This window comes from Desulfonatronum parangueonense (genome assembly GCF_054656975.1).
This window is the reverse complement of sequence record NZ_BAAHXH010000001.1, coordinates 13,942-33,831: the sequence shown is the minus strand read 5'-3', so window position 1 is coordinate 33,831 and position 19,890 is coordinate 13,942. Positions and strand designations below refer to the sequence as shown.

The 19,890-nt window shown below is 47.6% G+C and carries 16 protein-coding genes and 1 pseudogene; all 17 read right to left on the bottom strand.

Translation table 11 applies throughout. The features are described 5' to 3' along the window. Positions 1–153: 153 nt before the first annotated feature. Positions 154–510 carry a toxin-antitoxin system TumE family protein gene (locus ACYQ15_RS00145; RefSeq protein WP_459935521.1) on the bottom strand — a complete coding sequence of 119 codons (357 nt, stop codon included), beginning with the start codon at positions 508–510 and terminating at the stop codon, positions 154–156. Continuing rightward, complete coding sequence (locus tag ACYQ15_RS00140; protein ID WP_459935520.1) at positions 511–843, bottom strand: hypothetical protein; 333 nt, start codon at positions 841–843, stop codon at positions 511–513. 115 nt (positions 844–958) lie between these two features. After that, positions 959–1,111 carry a hypothetical protein gene (locus ACYQ15_RS00135; protein WP_459935519.1) on the bottom strand — a complete coding sequence of 51 codons (153 nt, stop codon included), beginning with the start codon at positions 1,109–1,111 and terminating at the stop codon, positions 959–961. Positions 1,112–1,665: 554 nt separating this feature from the next. Continuing rightward, positions 1,666–2,508, bottom strand: a complete 843-nt coding sequence (locus tag ACYQ15_RS00130) for a CAP domain-containing protein (protein ID WP_459935518.1) — start codon at positions 2,506–2,508, stop codon at positions 1,666–1,668. A gap of 430 nt (positions 2,509–2,938) precedes the next feature. Beyond that, positions 2,939–3,310, bottom strand: coding sequence for a hypothetical protein (locus ACYQ15_RS00125; RefSeq protein ID WP_459935517.1), 372 nt, complete (start codon positions 3,308–3,310; stop codon positions 2,939–2,941). A gap of 33 nt (positions 3,311–3,343) precedes the next feature. Next, entirely contained in the window at positions 3,344–4,438 is a 1,095-nt protein-coding gene (locus ACYQ15_RS00120) for an endonuclease NucS domain-containing protein (RefSeq protein WP_459935516.1), read from the bottom strand. 188 nt (positions 4,439–4,626) lie between these two features. Further along, positions 4,627–6,645: a DEAD/DEAH box helicase gene (locus ACYQ15_RS00115; protein ID WP_459935515.1), complete on the bottom strand. Its 2,019-nt coding sequence runs from the start codon at positions 6,643–6,645 to the stop codon at positions 4,627–4,629. After that, the gene (locus tag ACYQ15_RS00110) at positions 6,620–8,083 is read right to left on the bottom strand and encodes a BREX system ATP-binding domain-containing protein (RefSeq protein ID WP_459935514.1); all 1,464 of its coding nucleotides are present in this window, start codon (positions 8,081–8,083) and stop codon (positions 6,620–6,622) included. The genes ACYQ15_RS00115 and ACYQ15_RS00110 overlap by 26 nt, the downstream gene beginning before the upstream one ends. Then, positions 8,080–9,369 carry a BREX system ATP-binding domain-containing protein gene (locus ACYQ15_RS00105; protein ID WP_459935513.1) on the bottom strand — a complete coding sequence of 430 codons (1,290 nt, stop codon included), beginning with the start codon at positions 9,367–9,369 and terminating at the stop codon, positions 8,080–8,082. Before ACYQ15_RS00105 ends, ACYQ15_RS00110 begins: the two co-directional genes overlap by 4 nt. A gap of 13 nt (positions 9,370–9,382) precedes the next feature. Then, on the bottom strand, positions 9,383–10,246 hold the full coding sequence (locus ACYQ15_RS00100; RefSeq protein WP_459935512.1) for a hypothetical protein: 864 nt from the start codon (positions 10,244–10,246) through the stop codon (positions 9,383–9,385). 20 nt (positions 10,247–10,266) lie between these two features. Continuing rightward, positions 10,267–12,603 (bottom strand): helicase domain-containing protein, encoded by a 2,337-nt coding sequence (locus tag ACYQ15_RS00095; RefSeq protein ID WP_459935511.1) that lies wholly within the window; start codon positions 12,601–12,603, stop codon positions 10,267–10,269. A gap of 33 nt (positions 12,604–12,636) precedes the next feature. Next, positions 12,637–14,745, bottom strand: coding sequence for a BREX system Lon protease-like protein BrxL (gene brxL / locus ACYQ15_RS00090; RefSeq protein WP_459935510.1), 2,109 nt, complete (start codon positions 14,743–14,745; stop codon positions 12,637–12,639). 16 nt (positions 14,746–14,761) lie between these two features. After that, a pseudogene (locus ACYQ15_RS00085) lies at positions 14,762–15,096 on the bottom strand (HEPN domain-containing protein). 34 nt (positions 15,097–15,130) lie between these two features. After that, positions 15,131–15,505 (bottom strand): nucleotidyltransferase domain-containing protein, encoded by a 375-nt coding sequence (locus ACYQ15_RS00080; protein WP_459935509.1) that lies wholly within the window; start codon positions 15,503–15,505, stop codon positions 15,131–15,133. Positions 15,506–15,553: 48 nt separating this feature from the next. Next, entirely contained in the window at positions 15,554–18,082 is a 2,529-nt protein-coding gene (locus ACYQ15_RS00075; RefSeq protein ID WP_459935508.1) for a PglZ domain-containing protein, read from the bottom strand. Then, entirely contained in the window at positions 18,079–18,660 is a 582-nt protein-coding gene (locus ACYQ15_RS00070; protein ID WP_459935507.1) for a DUF4276 family protein, read from the bottom strand. The genes ACYQ15_RS00075 and ACYQ15_RS00070 overlap by 4 nt, the downstream gene beginning before the upstream one ends. Further along, complete coding sequence (locus tag ACYQ15_RS00065; protein WP_459935506.1) at positions 18,657–19,847, bottom strand: AAA family ATPase; 1,191 nt, start codon at positions 19,845–19,847, stop codon at positions 18,657–18,659. The genes ACYQ15_RS00070 and ACYQ15_RS00065 overlap by 4 nt, the downstream gene beginning before the upstream one ends. Between the last annotated feature and the right edge of the window lie 43 nt (positions 19,848–19,890).

Sequence of the window (19,890 nt, the reverse complement as noted above, 5' to 3'; positions counted from 1 at the left end):
GAGGGGGTATCGGGTGTTGCAGTAGGTACGCAGGCTGAACAATCCACCCCTTCCGGTTTTGTCCGCGATTGACATGGGATAACAAGATGTGAGGCTGAATGTTCCTTGCCTCCAGCTTTGCTGAATTACGATCACTCATTATGACGACAGGTTTCAAGTATTCAAAATTGAACTGCCAATAACTTGCATCACATCTTCCAGGCATTTTTCGTTAGAAGGCTGTAAGATATTTTGCTTCTCAACATGTCGATGATGTGGATACGTTTCAAATTGCTTGTGATGCGGGGCATTGTCCCAACCGATATTGAGCTTGTTCTCCGCTGTCAGCCAATAGTAGCTATACCGTAGCAGGCGATCACCATTCCATTGTTCAGCGACGCGAAGATTACTACCGTCCTTGAAGTACAGAATCAATCTCAAGGTTTCGTCATCTAATTCAATAGGGACAATGCGCTGAACAATCTGCTCGAACTTTTCCTCAATTTCGAGCAGCCGGATGGAAGCCTGCATCTACCTGTAGACTCCAAGTTCAGCGATTTTTTGTAATGCACAGACCTGTTTTTTGACCTTGCCAATGACGTCAGTCCAATGGCTCCACATCACATAATCTTCGTGCATCTCATAATCAGCATCGTCAGGCAGACCTTTGCCCTCGATTTCAGACAGTGTCGTCTTGTACTTGTCTTGAAAAAAATGAACCTTGCTTTCTGCGAGAAAAAGCCGTTTGTTGAGCTCGGAAAACCGGACGGCTACCCCGTGACTGATTACAGCGGCCCTTTCTTCCGGTGGGAGGGCTTGGAAGGTGTTTTCTAAGGTTTTTCCGATTTCTGGTGAATAGTTCATGGCGCACCCAAGGAGAGATTTGATTGTTCGAATGGGCAATGACAACGAGAATGCACTGCCACGACATGTTGATTCAAGAATTAGAATGTCTGACACTCTTCGTCAACTCGTCTTTTCAATTCGTGGCGTTCCAGGGTGTCACTACTTCCCGGCCACATGCCCCGTAATGCTCCATCCTTTCTGCCGCCAGCAACGCCTCCCATTGCCGAAGATAACCGGTGCGCCGGGTGTCCTTGAAAAGCCCGTCCGCTTCAAGAACTTGCGTCAAGCGAGCTAATTCGTTTCCATCAGGAAACTCTTTTGTTTCCGGATGTTGAAACTACCGGTTTTCAATTCGAAAACGAGCAGTTTTTTGTTTTGGCAAGGAAGTAAGCAATTATGAGGAGGCGTATATCAATACGTTGACGAATAATTGTGAAGACTGACGCAGCCAAAAGGAAGGGCCGTTTCCGGATAAAAACTAATTCCTCCCGCCGCGGGTCGTCCAGGGGCAGGAGGAGTTCCTTGGTAGGGAAGCGGGGATTGAGCTGGCGAATGGAGTCGTGGAGGGTGAATGCGTCTGCCGGCGACATCAACCATAGTCGGCGGCGCTATCGGTGCCGGAGCCAGCGCTTTGCTCGGACTTGTTGTTAGGTCATATTTTGGACGTGCAGGGAAATTCGCCGGAATGAGAGCTGCTGTTGGCGGGACGTCAGGTGGAATGACGGGGGCGGCGGAGGGAGCGAAAAGCCAGATGGAGATTATTCGGCGGTGTATGGTGGGGAGGGGATATCGGGTTTTGCAATAGGCTGTTCAAGCACTAAGTTATTATATTATAGACATTTATCTTGAAACAAAATTGTCAGTTTGCATGCATAAGTTGTATTCATTGATTTTTTTATTGTAGGAATGAATAACGAGTTTTAGGCTTTCTTGCATGCCGTTTGCTTGTGATACAAGGTTATTGTATGTATTAACTTGCCTATTGTAATCATTAATCATTCTGTTTCTTGTGTTGTTGTTCTGTTCGCGATTTATTTGAGCTTGCAGTCGTTCAATTTCACTTTTTTGATTATTGACTCTTCTCCAAATATCATCATTTTTTCTTTGCATTTCTTGGAGTAGGGCTTTGTCGGCTTCACTCGGGCGGGAGCAATCAGGCATTGGACTGGCAAATAGCTGGACGCCATAGTACACGGAAGGGCGGCCAAGTGAGGCTGCCTTATCTTTGATGATGGCGACCCCGATTTCTTTGATATTTGGGTTAACGATGTTCGCTCTATGACCAGGGCTGTTTATCCAGCCGTCAACAATGTGTCGATTGGATTGCCAGTTTCCCATGGCAATATTTTCAGCATATGTAATGAATTGGTAATTAGCCTGCTTGATCGCCTCTCCAGGTCCTTCCCCAGTAGTGGGGTTGACGTGAGCGTAATACCTGTTGTTGATCATATCGTTTGCTCTGTATTCAGCAGCATGCGTCAACTGAAAATTTTCTCGAAGTGGGGTGAGCCCCAAGGATATTCTGTACTCATTGGTGAGCTTTATAATATCAGACGCATTCATCTTTTCGGAAAAGAGTCCAGGAGGTTTATGGAATGTCCTCTGGTGATTCGGAATGTATTCTGGATATTTCCAGAAGAAAAGGGCGGCAAGAAATGATAGAAAAAAAATAAATCGTAACATATTTTTTCAGTAAAAAATCGTTGTACTTATTTCTCTCGATGATATCATGGAGCGTAACTCAAGACGTTTCACCGCATTCCGGACAGACAAAACCCCAGGATTCATTGGCCGTGCGTCCCGGAAGCGTGAGAATATCACTTCCATAGGTGCGATCTTCCCAGCCACTTACTGTCATCGGCATCGATATGTTTGCCTGGGAGCATTACGGCATATCGATGTCCGTTTCTGCACATGCGGGTAGCCCATATTGTCTTGCATTCCTGGCAATCACAATGGAAGCAATCATTTGCGCGTGGCTTGAAATCGTTCACAGGGGCCGCGGTTGTGCCGCAAGCGGGGCATTTCAGTAAAGAGTCTGCCTTTGGGATCGCTTGAATAAAATCATCCCTAAGCCTTTCGAATGCCTCCAGTCGTTGCCTCGCCGAGACCTTTACATGGAGAGCAGCTTTCTTCTGTTTGGCCAACGAACCCGTTTTGCCCTTGCGAACTGCCTCGCGTCGTCTCCTCTGCATTGTTCAATTTGAATACGTATTTTTGGATTTTTCTCCCGAATTGCGTCAACTGTCTCGGTGATGGCGCGCTGTCCTCGGGAATTCGCATGTTCATCAGACTGCATGTGCAAGAGGACAATATCATGGATCTGATTGAGATAAGGAGACTCTTCATCAAACAAAACGGTCATGGTTGGACCTGGAACAGACTTTCCTTCCACAAGCCGAAAATCACCCGTCGAAATATTTTGTTCAAACGGATCATTGTTCACAGCAACCCAGGATATGAGCACCTTGTTAGAGTTTTTCATTGAAACTTTTGTTTCGATCAAAAATCGTGACAATTACATAGTGTTGTTTTTATTATCTGGCGTCATGAGATGAAATTCCACCTGGTAAAGCCGCAACTGAATGTTATTTGTTATGGTCAATGCATATTTCAACGCTTTATCTGCCTCTCTGCAGATTATCATCCCGCACACCTCCTCGCCATTTATCGCGAGATGTTTTTTGACCCATCCCATGTAGCGCATGAGCTGGCCAACGGTCTGATCACTGGTTTGGTTGCGCTTGAGTTCGATAACCAAGAAACGGGCTTGGTTGCGATGTTTGGCGAGGATGTCGATTCGGCCGACATCACAGGGGTACTCATATCCGGCTTCATCGTCTCCAGGTTCCTGGTATATCATCCAATCCCGGCCCAGTTCGATATGTTCCCAGTTGTCGCGTAAGAACTCGTGAAGGTGTCGCTCCAATCCAAAACTCGGTGCAGAGCATATTCCTGAAGAGACAGGCAGATCGTTAGCCACTTCAGGGGGCAACGCTCCTTCCGCTTGCTGATCCATATGCCACCACAAGGCATCCAGGGTCCAAAGATCGGTTTGAAGCGCGTCGCGAAGCTGCAGCAAAACTTGATTTACCTTGATATACCTGCTTCCGAAGGATTCCCCGCGCTCAAAGCCAGGCCAGATGCCCAAGTGTTTCAAGTGTGCTTCTGATCTGTTGTTCCATACGCCATAGCGTTCCGGAAAAACGACGAGGAGTATTGCGGTGGCCACGTTTTTTCCCATGCCGGAAACCATACTCGTTGCCCTGTTCAGTCGTTCTTCGACGGGCGATGATTCATCCACAAGCCACGCAAGCGCCTCGCGAAGCTTGCCCATGTCAGCGCACATGCGGGTTCCCTGGCGGTGAAGGCCGCTCCAGTGGCGGTTGTTGTCGAACAGGAGAAAACTTTGATACTCTTCAGGAGTGATCGTCGAAACGTTCTCTTTGGAAAACGTGGGCTGGAATCTTGCCAGTACACGCTCCTTGGGCTCGACGATATCCTTGTAGGTGTCTGAGTTCTTGATACCGGCCAGCGCCTCACGGAGCTGACCGATAATGTCTCCGGGGATTGTCCGTAACATAAATTTGCTCCTTGTCTGAAGTGTTCCCAACTGTAACCCTCAACCCGTTGGCGCAATGGTTTCCTCCATCAGGATCATCAGAGTAATCGAGGTCGTTTGTGAATTGAGAGAAAAGAATCAAATGCCGACTCCAAAAGGTTTAAGCACATCCTGAATTTAAAAAAATGGGTTCTTGAAAATGATGAAATTTCAAAGGCAAGAAAACAAGCGCTTGGATCTCAATTTATATTGTCTGCAACAATGCAGTTCTCGCATTCATCAAGCCAAGTTAAAAAACCATGCATCGGAACTGAGTTCAACGTTTCGGCTCTCTGGAGATCTTTTCCGAGTTTGGTGAAAAAATTCGTTGGTTGACGAAACTGAGCTGCGATATCAAGTGAGATTGATCCTGATCGTGATATTTCTTCAGTGAATTTTTTTATTTCTTTGGGTTGAATGATTACATCAATCGGCCATTCTGAAAGTCCGTAATCATCTGAGTTTAAGGTTAACCCTGGCAGCATTAATCTTAAATAAAACTTGAGCAGATTGTTATATCCGGTACCACCCCAGGTATATAGCTTGGTTTTTTTGATTTTCCATATATTGGGTGTTTCATTATGAAGTTCTGCGACAGCCCACACTAACCTTCTCGAAAATCCCTGTTTTCCACGTGATGATGGTAGCCGAGCTAAGGAATAATCTTTTACTCCGGATGAAGGTTTCTCTACAAAAATATCACCATTTGGCGACTCAACAAGTTTTTTGATATTTCCAGCGACAAATACACTTCCTTTGGTATAACCATAACCTTCAAAATTGGCGACAGTATCGCCAGATGTCGCGTCAGTGACCATCCGGCCTTTTGTGCCAACAATAGTTGAATGGATTTGTCTTTTATCACCGATGTCTATAAGATCATCATTAGGTATCAATGCGCCGCCGATGTCACGCAATGCTCCAGTTTCAAGCATGTCTTCGATAATGGACTCAAGGTCGTCGCCGCCAGTACGCTTTGCGATTGATTTCCTGGTGACAGGATGTCCGTGTCGAATTCCATGCCAGCAATGGCTCAAAACCTGCTGAAAACAGACAGAAGGCCTCACATATTCATGCACATCGTCAAGTATTCCTTTTGATGCACAATGTAACAGTGCTCTGTAAACAAATTCTTCTTGTTCATCTTCGCACAAACATATCACACGACAAGAACCCGTACGTCTGTTCCCGCGGCCAATTCGCTGTAAGAACGAACCAATATTCGATGGTGGATTTATAAGTCCCACAGCATCGATATCTCCAATATCAATCCCAATTTCCAGGGTGGAGGTAGCAACACAAATGCCAAACTTGTTTGTCCTCATAGATTCTTCAACACGTTCTCGCTCAAGTGCTGAAAGAATGCCGATATGCATATATACAGGATACTTATCAAACAGAAGTTTATGAATTGAAGCAGAAAATTGATGCGTGGAGTTTCTTGTATTGCCAAAAATAAGAAGTTTATTGATATCCGTTGTGTCTATCCATTCTTTCAATAAAAGTGGCTTGCTTGTCGTGTTGTTAGAGTTAAGAAATGTTGCATTGATATTTCTTGGATCTCCTACGGAAATAAATGTGAAATCATCATTGATCCATTTTTTTCCCATATTGCTAATATCATCCACGGTGGCGCTCATGCCAATAATCTGCATCACATCTCTTGGATCTGAAGGTTTAATGGAAAAACCTTGTATCCTTTTTATGACATGTCTTAATTGTTGACCTCGCGCTGTTCCATGTAGCAAATGAATTTCATCAATGACAAAAGCGCGTACGCAAGCAATTTTTTCTGGTCTCATCAAGCTTAGCGAGTCAAGAGCTTCCGGGGTACACAACAAGATGAAGACACCATCCGGTTTGCCAAAATCATGACGATCTCCGGTATATCGAGCAACAAGACCAATTGTCTGTTGGCAAAAATATTCCTGTAATCGATGATAAAGATCGTTAACCAGGGCCTTCGTTGGAGCAATATATATGACACCAAGTTCAGTTCGCCCGAAAGATATATGTCGTTGATACAAAGGGGCGACGGCAGCTTCGGTTTTTCCTGATGCAGTTGGGCCAGTTAATAAGACAGATTTGCCCTGGACTATTTGTGGCATTGATTCTGCCTGGATCGTTCTTGGAATGCGTTGGTTAAAAAAAACAGGCCAAGAATCCGGCATCATGCGAGTGAGTCTGACCAGTTCAGTTTTGTTCCCAGGGCAGGACATTTCCGATGACCTCATTGCTGACATTACCTATTTTTTCCAAAAGATCATGGGGAGAACAAACGGCTCTTGCCATAATCATAGCCGGAACGAGAGCCGCAATTTTAATCCAAATTCTCAATATTTTTTTATCTATCGGTGCTGAATCAAAACGATCACGCAACAAGGCAGCGATGCTTTTTACAATTGTAATATCTTCAAGAAGGTGGGCATTTAAACTGTAAAATTGATGATAACGGATTAAAAAATTATTTATCCATTGATAATAATCTGTTGCAGATGGAGGTGATAATATGTGCTTATCTTCTTCATTGTGTAAGAAAATGCATTGATCGCGTAAAGAATTATCAGGAACTGTCAGTGCGTCGCCTGGTGTGAGACCTACAAAAAGTGCAAAATGAGGGCCTTGATCCCAATATTCTGGAAACTCATGCCCGAAGTCATTCGGTACAGGTTCAGGCAGTTGTGTGTTCGGCATGTGCGCACTTCTGCTTAATATATCAAAGAAGTTGTTTGCACGAGTTCGCCTCATAGGGGTGAAACCACGAACATGTTCAGCTTCATCAAGAATGAGAGCGAGACCTTTATACCCCAGTGCTTTGCAGATCTCATTGATAACAATTAAGTGATGACAGTATATGTCACTGGTTTCCTTAATGAGTGGCATCAATGGCAATAAATGAGGCTTTTTTCCTGAATTCTTGACCATTTTTCGGACGTCGCCAATGTTTACTTTTTGACCAGCAAGCCAATAAGCTAATCGGAGATAATCAGGATCTTCATTATGTGGATAGTGCAAAATTGTCGGTAGTGCGTTTTTGAACCAAGGGGAGGCTTTAATTTGTGGCAAGTGTTGAACAATATCCCAATTAGAACGAATTTCTTTGATCAATCCTAAAAAACCTTCGCTTTTTGTTCCGTCATCTTTTTTGGGAAAGCATAGATTGGACATCAAAGATCTATATACCAAAACTGGTTTAGCTGGATCAGCCGCTTTAGGGTCAAATTCCGTAAAGGCGGTAACCCAACCTGAACGGAGAGCAACAGATTTTATAACGTGCAAAAAGTGAGATTTGCCAGTGCCGTAATCTCCAAAAATTACTTTGCATAGGCCATTTTTTGATATGTTTTCTAGCCATGATTCAATCAACGATGTTTGATTGCTCCCATCGATTGAAAAGTTAATGAGTTCATTTTCATCTGGCGGAACAACTCCAAGGTTCACTGCCTCAAATGCTTTTCGAAAAGTGTTTTTTCCGTTATTACCCTGCGATGATATTGTGATAGGTGACGATAGCGAAATAAGAATATTTAAATCTTTATGTTCTACATCAATTTTTTCTCCGAAAAAATTTACGGTAATGATTTCTCCGAGCACATTTATCACCTTGCCATGTCCAAACTCAGGATGTTCAACATTAATCCCTTTGACAATCTTCATGCGTTCTCCTCGTTATGTGACGCATCAATATTTTGAACAAACTTTACCGCTTCTGGGTAGGCAATTGACCGCTGATTTTGGATTTGATTAACTAAAAATTTGCAATAACAGGAAACAAATGCTCTTGGTGGTACCTTTTCAATGTAATGCATTACCTCTTTTTGAGCATTTATGATCTGAATCATGTTTTCATGCTGTAAATTTTTATCAAATTCAAAATTGTCTGACTTTTCAAAAAGCTCCATAAGATTTGCACCGATTTTTGTGGTGACATCACTGGTATATAAAACATCCAGATTTATAAGCGGAGTGATGGGCATTCCAATACTGAATGGCGTGGAACCTATCCTGTCTTTCAAGGCGCGGTAACTTGATATGACTTCACTTCTAAAATCCGGCGTTGCTGCATAAAGAAACATGATGCCTGCAAATTCACCTTCAGCTGTATCATTTATCATGCTCAACATGTTTTCAATGGCTTGCTTCTGCTTGACGCTTCCTCTACGAAAGGAAGCTGTCCTTGTCCCTTCATCAAAAGCAATTAAAAATCCTCTGTAAGCCATTTCTGTCCGTAAAAAATGAATCACTGTCTTCAGCCTCGCAAAGGCATTCTCTTCTTTTGCTGGTTCGGTAAGGCCGAGCTCTTTCAGACCTCTTGAAGAAATTTTGGTTCCACGTACCCAACTTATAAGTTCGTCATCCAGAATGGTTTTATTTGCTCCGCATTCCAAATCTAAAAGTCTTTTGCCCAAGGCTTGGAGGCCTATGAACATTTGAGGATCTCTAACACCTATTGCAGGAGAGATGAATGTGCGTTTGATCTGCGATATTATCGGGCTTGGCACTTCTTGGTTTTTTTCGAGACCAACTTCACGAAGTTTTTGTTGAACCCATCTTTGCAGCAACACCTCGATTCCTTTTAGGGGCTGGTTCTCCCCAAGTTTCCGTGGTGCAAGAAAAGAGGACATTATTTGTTGAAAAATCGCTAATTGAGAACTAAATGGACACTCGTTTCCTATGGTAACAACCGAAGTTACGATGTCATTGTTTTGTGCTCTGTTGCACAAACTCAAGATAAACTGTGTTTTTCCTAGTCCATAATCACCTTCAATATATTTGAAGCATGAAAGTCCTTCTGCCAAGTCCTCTTTAAAATACTGATCTTCCAGAATATCAAGTACTTTTTCAGTACCAGCATTGATTAAATAGGATGAGATACCTGGTGCGACGGGTGCGTTTAAAAGTTGATTTTTTAAATACTTTGCGTCTTTTTTTGAAATATCCATATTGGATCTCCTTCTACTTTTTAATCATGTATATCATTGGCCTTGTTAGTGTACCTTCATTATCTTCAGGAAAATAAAATGCCTGTTTTGACTGATGAAGGGTCGCAGGAATGAAATTATATTTTTTACTCAAAGTATTTCTGGAGATGCTGTGCATGAGATTTGCGATGAATGTTGCATCAGGTCGGTCAGTAAAAAAAGATTTTTTTGGATTATTCCAAAATTTGTCATCCTGGCCAGCTACCTTGAACATTCTTGCGACATCCCTGATTAAAACTTGTTCTGAACTTTCCGAAAAGTGTCTCGCCATGGCCCAACTGAGGTCTATTCGATTGTTAAAGACTTCTACTGGTAAAATAATTTCCTCGATAAACCTCTCTGCTCTTGCATGAGCCTCCTTCAGATATCCTAGATCTGGAGGGATTTTGGAAACAATTGGATAATGTTTCGTCAGAGACCAAGCCCAGTCCATCCCTCCATTTGATGGAATTAAAACAAAGCGGCCCGCAAAGAAATGATTATTTTTTTGGCCGGTTGGAACATCAAGCGATTTCAATGCCTGGACCGAAAACCTGCGTATTCCCTCTTGACTGCGAAAATGAGCAAGCTCTTCCTTCAGTTTATTTTTTATATCGGCAATTTCATTGGCAACGCTGTCAGGCAAGGCGTTTTCATCTTGGGAATCAAAAGTAGATATCTCCTGCATTCTTTCAATGGGTGCGGGAGGAAGGTCGAGTCCTTTAGCTCTTGTTTTTCCGTGGCCGAGAATTCGATATATTTTTATTTGGCTGCTTCCTTTGGAAGACTCAATAAGCTTCTTTTCATCGGCATATTTTTTAAATTCGGGGAAAAGAGGCTCCCTACTTAATTCATTCATTGAATTCTCCTGGAGTTCGATTAGTTTGAACGTATTGTCTCAAATAAAGTTGTATTTACATTCTGAAGAAGTCTGGGAAAGTGTTCACAGATAATTGCCAACCGTCTTGTCGGTCTTGATAATGCTACATATGCTCTGTTCGTGGTGAAGTTTAATGAAGCACGTTCGACGTCATCCAATCCGAGAACAATACATGCGTCAAATTCCAATCCCTTGATCCGCTCAACGCTCGTTGTCACAAGATGGTTTTTATCGACTTTGGACTCCCAAATGTTAGCTAAAGGAACATTAATATTTTTTAGCGAATCCCGCAGCCGCTCCATGCTTTCTTGATCCTCATTTATCTGAAGAAGTGCAATGCTTGAAAGAACAGGAGACCTGTTGACCAAATTGAACACTTGTTTGATTCTTAATGAGAATTCATGTTGCGGACAAATTAATAACTGTGGTTTTATGTCCTGTATTCTATTACCAGCCTCAAATCTTGCCCTTTCTCCGAAGGCCGCTTGATAGAACGATTCTAAAAATAATCCTATTTGCTGGCTTTGCCGCATGTTTCTGGCAAATGGGTACTGTCGACGGTTTTTCGAGTTAAAAAATTTATTGCCAATGGAAAAACCATTCATGTCAGTCATCCCCCAAACAGGGGAGACTATTTGTTTGAAATCTGCTGAAACTGTAAGCGCGCCCATGGGATGAACCAATGAGCCGATGATTGATGCTTCAGCAACACATAAGTCTTGGGCCTCATCAATAACGACATGCGTCCAACGATTATCTTCAGTTCCCATAATGCCAAAGGCACTTGGTATTTCTTTGAATTTCCGTTCATGATGCATTCTTTCAGGCATGGCAAAACGCAGAAGCCAGGCCAGCCAAGGCTCTTCTTCTGGTCCGTAGTACCGTTTCTCCCAGTCTTGTTGCAAGCTCTGCAAAATCTCATTGGTTTCAATGCGAGAGGCAGTGCCTGCTTTCATCCTCTCCTTGCCAGTTAAGAAATGATCTGACCAATAGATTTTCAAAGCATCAAACGGGTCATACACATGATAGATCCATTGCTTGAAAAGATTGTCAAAGTTCTCTCGAGCAGTGCCTTTAAGTGTATTTCTATGCTCCTCATATTGACCGCTCACACGCTGATATATGTCATCCAGTCTCAGCCTTGACCCAATGGGGTTATTGCCAGGGGAAATATTCGCACAAATGGAGAGCGCCGTAGCCAAAGTCTCGCTGGATGTTTTTTTGGTTGAATCTTTTTGCAATTTTACAACCCACGCCGCATCCATCGCCTGCTTCAAGCGTTCTATGATCTGCAATTCATAAACATTCCAAATGCCCTTCAGATCAGCAGGCGTGCCGAGTCCGAAAAAAGCCATCCTGGCTCGTGTCTCGAGGGGTGGCAGCCTTCTCGGTCGAGCTCGGGCATCATGCTTGTACTGCCAAATATCTCCTAGATATGCATTGATGAACTTTGGCACCAACTCGACAAGTTGTGCTGGAAGATCAAGTCCTTCCGTAAGCAAAGACCGGGAGTATTCGACGAGGTTCTGGTTTCCCAGGAATATCCGTGTATGTTCGGGAGTATAAGGTATTCTGTTTGGTTTCTTTTGTCGCTGTGGATCCAAATATTCGTTGATCAGAAAACGAGCTCGCTGGAATGCGACTGTCGTTTTTCCGCTTCCCGGTGCGCCAGTGACGAACAACAGCCCATCCATTTTACTGATGAACGCACTTATTTGATCTGGGGTCATGTTCAGTTTGACTGCTTTAAGCCCAGTCTTTGGTTCAGGGCGTTCTTCCATCCTGGTTCGGCCAAGAGGTTCATAGATGCCGATAACCTCTGGGATCACCTGGTCATAACGCGCCCTGACCAAAGGTTTCACACTTAAAAGTGTCAATCCGTCATCGTCTAGATCATGTTCTGAATTTAACGGCCGAGAAATGGCCGCTTGAAGGCCGGGGTGAGTCCAGGAGAGAATATTGATGCTGTTGCCGTCAGTTCCCAGTACTATATTGCAGTTCAATTTTTCATTGGCATACCAGAGTTGCTTTTTTACATGGACATTGTCCCTTTCGTCCTCAGTTTCGGTGATAACTTCCACCATGGCTTGAAAGGGATGCTCGCTTATTTCATGGAAAGCAGCCAACTCACGTAGTTTATATTCTCTCCGATCTGTTTCGTCGCGCGTAACGTTGCCCGTAAAGTTTTGCGGAATTACGACCTGAGGACTCTCAATTCTTTTCTGTTTTGCAAGTTGTTTGGCAAGAATCGCATTCTTGGAATCGCGAGCAGTTTTTTCTTGTAATTCATGGTTAACGGCCAAACTGACAGGACTTGCATGAACTGATTGAGGCATAAACTTGTCTCCAAGCGTTAGACATGCTTTGAATCATTTCTCATTCCTGTAAATATCCACTTTCGTCTCCAGGCATTTGCGCAATGAAAGGTCACTGGCGCCGATATCGAACCACGTGCCTGGTCTCTGGTAAAAGTCCAGGCCTCTGCCAATCTTGATGACCCAGCCGTTGTCCAGACGGATTTCCCGGTCATGGATGCCTTCCCTGAACCGCACTTCCAGCGCGACGTCCATGTCCAGCAGGCTTTGTTGCAGGTCGTCGAGTTTATCCTTGGTTTCCGCCACTTGTTGATTATCGTCAAAACCAGTGATGAGTTGAATTTTTCTGACAGTCGAGTTCTTGAGCACTGCCTCGCAAAAACGCACGAAGTTCTGAACCTGGTGGGTCATCCGAATGTAAGGGTCTTCGACGACAACCTCCTTTGCATCGGCCAAATACGGAGCCAGGATGGATTCATAGCTGTGGCCGGTGTCCCCATAGAGAATGGTGAAATGCTGTTCCCGAGGTTTCGAATCAGTCTGGGTGGGAGTGAGCGGGAGGATTTCGGTAGGGGTGGGCTGCAGATCCAGTGGCGGCTGGCTCTTTGATTGTTCAGAGCCTTTTTTTGTCGGGGCGGGACGATGCGCCACAGCGCCTTCCGACCTGCCTAATCCACTCAGGGTTTTGCGTACCGGGCGCTGAGTGGCCGGGGCATCCTGGGACTCCGGGCAGCGGACGACGATTTCTTGGCCATCCGCGTTGAAGTAGGACAGGTCGATCATGGCAAATTCATCATCCGGCTTACGCTTGTTCATCTGCTCCTTGATCCTGCGCCGGGCCTCCACGGCGTAAGCCACGTAGGATTCGAACTCGGCGTCCGTGGGCTGTCCGTCCGGATGCAGAATCTTTACAAACGCGCAGACCGTTTTTTTGATTCCTTTCTCGTCCCGACCTTCCACGGATGTGCCCAACCGGATGCGCTTGGACACGCTTTCATAGCGGTTGGTCCGGGCAAATTGGTGGTGAAATGCTTCGGCCAGATAGTCGGTGATGAACCCGTAATTAAGGGTCAGATAATCTGATGCGTTCTTGGGCATTTCCCAGCCCGGCAGATACAGGGCGAAGCGGTCCATTACGGCCAGGTCGAATTCTTTGGGCAGGGGCATGAACAGGTCGTAGTCCGTGGAATTCACCACCTGTTCGATGGAGTGGTCGATATTGCCCACGAATGCCAGGCTGGCGTCGGCAATGACTTCAACGCCCCGGGAAAAGCGTCCGTTGGCCATGAAGTCTTTCATGATCTGGATCGTGTCCTGATCCTTGATCTTGATGCCGGCCACCTCGTCAAAGGCCACGGTATCCCAGTAACCTACCAGGCCGATGCGCTTGCGGGCATTGTTGTAGAAAAGGGTGGACTTGGTGGCCTGACCACCGCTGATAAGGGTGGAATATGGGGAAAATTCGCTGAAAAAGTACGACTTGCCCGTACCCCGAGGACCGAGTTCGATGAAGCAGAAATTGGCTTCTACCAGGGACGCCAGACGGGCTACATAGTGCAGCTTGAGGCGGTGGGACAACCGGTTCGGTTCAAGGCCCACAGAGCGCAGGATGGCGCTGAGCCATTCTTCCGTGGTAAAGGCTTTGCGTCCTTCGCAATAATGCTCAAAATCGAAGCGACTGAGCTGGATGGGTCGCAAGTCTTCAATATAGAACGCATAGTCATCGTCATCCACCTCGTTGTAGGCAATGGTGGCCTCGCTCCAGATGCCGCCTTCCAGCAGCCGATCGTTGTCCTTGTAGAAACGTTCCGGGATGGCGATGCGCTGGGAGTTGAAGTTCTCCATGCTCGCCCAATGCCGTTTTTCCTTTTCCACGTATCGAACATGGACCTTGTCGATGAAACGGTGCTTGCCCTTGGTCGCCACCTTGGACTGGGCCGCATTGGCCTCGTCGGGCCGGACGTAGTTGTCTTGCAACGTGGCAAGGACTGCCTCGATCCCAGCCTGAATCTCCTCCTGCTCGTCGCTGGCACAATATCGGGCCAACAAAAATTCCAGCACGAATGTCGGCACGTTCGTGCCTTTCTTGATGTGGTGCAACAGATCCTTGCGCACCACTTTTCCGGAAAAGATTTCGTTTAGCTTGGTATCCAGCGCATCCATTGGCTTTTGTCCTCTTTCAGCCCAGTTTTTGCCAGCATTCACGTGCCGTGGTGATGGCCGTGATTGCATCTTCACGCTCCGGCAACCCTTCCGCCAGACTGCCCGGCAAGGCTTCCGGATAGCGAGTGGGAATATAATAGATGTCCATCAGTTCGAGGGTCTCCCGCAAATTGCCGATGAGTTTGTTGCTGCAGTCAGAAGGCAAAGCCCTCAATAAATCGACAATGGAGTGGGTACGGGGAACTTTTAGGTTCAACCCCGCAAGCAGACCTTTGAGGCACTTTCAACACACTGCTGACTGTGAAAACAGACCTGATTGAAGATGCCTTCATTCAATGCAAGTTCCGCCATCTGCAGATCTTGATGTGCAAAATACTGCCAGCGGCTACGCGCTTCGTTCGTAAAGCACTTTTCCATTTTGAATAACCTCATCTTTGACGAAGGCGCGCTCTGAACTCATTTTTTCAAACTCTTCAGGCGTATAGACAACAATGTCCATTCCTACTTGAGGACGAAGCATTCCTCTGATTTTTCGCAGGCGCTGATAAAAAGGAAGTTTTGTTTCTTCAACCACGACCAGGTCTATATCGGACCATTCATTCACCCCGCCCTTAGCCATGGTTCCAAACAGGATCACCTTTTTCGGGTTACCTTTTGCGATCAGCACATCGAGACAGCGTGACAATTCATGGTCCAAAAGTTTTTTCCGTGCTAAGAGGTCAGTTGATGATTGTGGATGTGAATTGTGCTGTTCGAGCATGATGGTATCTCCCTTTATGGAGTAGGAGCAGTAGGTAGGATTACCCCATCACACCGTATAATCCGTCTCCAGTTCCAGCTTGCCGAAAACCGCCAAGGTCGTGGGATCCAGGGCTTTGATGGTGAATTTGCCTTCGAAGTCCATGTCCATGCGCATGACGACGGAAACGGCCTGACTACTGCTCAGGGTGATCGTGCGCGTGCTGGGGTGGACGTGGCCGCCCGGGCGGGCTTCGCCGACCACGTTGCCTTTTTTGTCGTGGGCCTCCAACAGGAATTCCGTAGTTTTCCCGCTGGACAAGAGATCTCCGCGGCCAATGTGCACGTCGATCACGGGCAGGCGGGTGGTGATCCGTTTGGCGCCGCGTTTGTAGGTCAGGGTGACTTCCGGACGTGTCCATGTTTTTTCCTGGTCGTCCTTCAGGCGAATGGTGAGCAATGGCACCACCGCCTCCTGCAACGATGCCCCGCCATGAAAATAGGTGACGGATTTGGCGTAGGTGGCCATGCTTTTAGGCCCGGCAATCTGGGTGAAATCCCCCCGGATGCCCAGGTGCTCCGCCGGAAGAACGAAGTTGGCACTGTCGCTTGCGCCATCTCCGAGCAGGCACCGCTCGTGGATGTTCAGCCATTTGCCCTGGGGTTTGGCGCAGACATCCCCGGCCTGGGCATTGGTGTTCAGGAAAAAGCCATGATCCGTGGCAATGATCACCTCCTGAAAACCCAGTGTTTTCAGCTTGTGGACACAAACCCTGATGGTTTTGAGCACGTCCTGGAGCATGCGCAACCCCATGGACACGGAATTTTCCAGGGCGCTGTCAATGGATGCACTGCGCAGGACCAGCAGTTCCACGCCGGGCTCCACGGTGTACCGACCAGATCCGAATTCGTTCAGGGTGGTTTCCGCGAAGCGCTGCCCGTACCGTTTGCGGAGGATATCCATGCGCTGGGCCACAGAGGAGAGGATCGTCTCGCCCAGAGCAGGCAGCATGGTGGTCTGATCCTTTTGGATCAACCGGAGATCGCGACCCGCCTCGGGCAACAAGCTGGCCATGCCCACCAGGGTGATGGTCGGAAGTTGCGCGCAGGATGTATGCAGTTTCACCTGACCTTCTCCGGCAAGCTGCATCTCCAGGGCTACACCCAATTCATACCGCAGGGCGTCGATCAGCAGCATGGCTGTTTTCTGGCCGCTTTGCCGCAGTCTGGGGGCGACAAAGCGGTCGAACACGTCGGCATTGGCCAGGGCGTTCCGCGGCGGCCACCCGTTCTGTTCCAGATGTCGCAGAAAATGCCCCTGCAGAGCGCCGGCCACTCGGGCATAGGCTTTTTGGGCATGTCGCAGGGCCGGCTTGAGCTGATCCACCATCTCGAAAAGTTCCGCGGCGGACTCTTCCATTTGGCGATGGTGGCGGTCCACCTCGCGCAAGCTGCAGGTATAGGCATCCAGCAGGGCTTCCTGGGTCCGGACATGGTCAGAGAGACTGGCCTGGGCGTCTGCGCAGGCTTCCAGGAGATTGACGGCATTTTCCAGGAAAAACCATTTGCTTCGGCTTTCGCCCTGACCGGCCCAGATGCTGTGAGATCGGACTTTAAGAATGGACCGGGCCCTGTCCAGGTTGTCGCGTTGCATGGCCTCCATGCACTGGATAAAAATGGTCTTTTCTTCAAAGGCAAAGGTGTCCAAAGCACCCAGGTCCGTCAAATCAGCACATGTATCAGCCAGGTTCAGGTCCCGTTCCACGGCATTGGCGCGTTGGATGTACGTCTCCCGGGTGCGCAGGTCATTGCGCAGCCGTTCGCACAGATCCAGCACCAGAGGTCTGGCCTCATCAGCGGCGTGAGGAACGTTTTCCAGACTGCTCGGCAAGGGGGCCGGGAGGTCGAAGACGAATTCACTGAACAACAGAAAGCGCCACATCTCCTCGGCAATGGTCTCCCAGCTTTTGCTGCGCGTCTTGAGGTCCATGCCCAGACTGCTTTGAAGCAGACCGGCAATCTCCGGGTTCCAGGAGTCCCGGTTCTTCAGACTGCCAATCTGCTTTTTGTCCGGCGCAAGCAGGGCAAACAGGATGTCCCTGGCGGATTCCACCTCTAGAATGGCTCGCAGATTGGGCCAGTTCATGCCCAGGCCCACGGCGTCGATGACCTCGAACTCCGGGTTGGGGTCATTGGCAAAAATGCGCCGGATATCAGCCACATGATCAGCCTTGGCCCGCATGCACAAGCTTTGGAAGGAATCCCCGTCGCTTTGCGGGAATATCTCACCCGCGGCGGAGTACACGCTGAACGGATCCCGCTGTTTATCTTCGTCGGACATTGGCGGCTTGGCCGGAACATGGATAAGCAGGCCTTTGGTCGTCGCTCCGGCTTCGTCCATGTCCATCAGCGCCTGCAACGCCGTTTCCCTGGCCTGGATGCTGCCCAGACCGGCATCGATCACCAGCAATTTCTCGCCGGCCAGTTCCAGGCACAATTCCCGATACCGCTCCTCCGGATCGTAGACCACCAGAACTTCGGAGCGGGTCACACGGGGCAGGAGCACGTCCTGCTGAATGAAGGATTTAATGGCTTTCATGATTTCCCTGCAGTTTCGCGTGCATCGCCGGAAATGCGGTTCAACCCGGCAATGAGTACGTTGAAGCTCTTGGAATGATTATGTTGCGGCTGCAAATGCTTGCCTATCGCAACTGAGCCGGAAACCTTTTGATACCTACCCTTGGTGAGCTTGAACAATTCAAGAGAGGGCTTGACTATTTGGTCTGGATTGCGAAATTTCCGCTTTTGCTGCATCGCGCCAAGGCCTCGAATGTCAAGGCCTTTCTCCACCGCGTTCAGATCCCCGAGATAGAAACTTTCCAGTTCGCGGCAAGCAATGCGGATCAAGACGTTGGGACTGCCGGTCCTTCCGCAAAGTTCCAGCAAATTCTTTTTCAGCTTTCGGCAATCACTGGCATCCTGATCCCTGAGCACGACAAAGAAGGAGTCTGGACGTTTCCATGTGCGGAGAACACGAGGCAAGTTTGCATCCAGATCGTATTTCCCTTCGTAAATCTTGTATTCAACAGCCAAACCCGACGGCAGAACATTTGGCAGCAACCCTTTCAGCATGGCTTCGGCGGATGGCTCTTCCAACAAAAACACCAGAGTCATCATTGCGGGTCCACTCCCGGAAAGAAGCCCTGTTTCCAGAGATAGCCCATTTGAGCGCCATCCTGCATCATGGCGATGATTTGCTCATCGTCTTTGGCCCGACGTACCTGGGAAAAACCGGTGTTTTTGATCAACCAAAAAACTTCTTCGATTTGCGTCGCATTCAAGAAATCAGGGGAATGCGTGGACACGAAAACCTGGCCGCCCCGCAGGGAATAGGTGCGAAATTCCTCGGCAAGTTCCCAGAGCAGGCGGGGGTAAAGCTGGTTTTCCGGCTCTTCGACGCACAGGAGGGGATGGGGAGAGGGGTCGTAGAGCAGCACAAGATAGGCAAACATCTTGATGGTTCCGTCGGAGACGTACTTATCAATGAACGGGTCCTTGAACGATCCGTCCTGGAATTTGAGCAACAACCTTCCGTCCTTGGTCGGTTCCGGCTCAACCGAAGCGATTCCCGGCACACGGGTCTTCATCTGCTCGATAATTTTGCCGAAGATCGTCGGATGTTCTTCAAACAGGCGGTTCGCCACCAATTGTAAATTGTCCCCGGTCACGGAAAGGTGTTCGGCATACCCTGCAGCATCCTTGCTGCCGCGAGCCAGGTTGATGTGGAAGTCGGAGACGTGCCAGTTTTCAATCAGTTGCCGGAAGGCATTGGCTGCCTTGAACTTCTGAAATTGTCCCAGCCCCTTGATGGCTAGAATGTCGGCCTTGTCCAGTTCCTGGGGTTCTTTGGTCAGTTCTTCGTCGATCTTGTTGAAGTCATCCTCATTGACCACGGCCTTGCCCCGGCCAAAGCTGAAATCCAGAAAATGATACGGCGACCCGGCGCTGCCTCTTTTGTATCGCAAAATCTCACGCGCAACTTCCGGTCTTTTGTTCGCATTGGTGATCTCAAGATAATACGTCACCAGGCGCTGCACTCTACTGATTTCCATACGAAATTGCAGCTCGATAACGATGTTTTCCTGCTCATGGCCCCGACTCACCAACTCATGATACCCGCCCCGGCTTTGAATGGCGGAACCGACATTGAACGTCAGGCAGTCTTTCAAAAAGCCAAACACCTCGAAAAGCGTGGACTTGCCCGTCCCATTGGCCCCGACAACGACGCAAAATGGAGGGATATCCCGCAGATCAACATCCTGAAAGACCTTGAAGTTTTGCAAGCGAATTGATTCAATTCTCATGGCATACCTTTGCAGTTAACAGATGGAGAATGCGCTCCTTGCA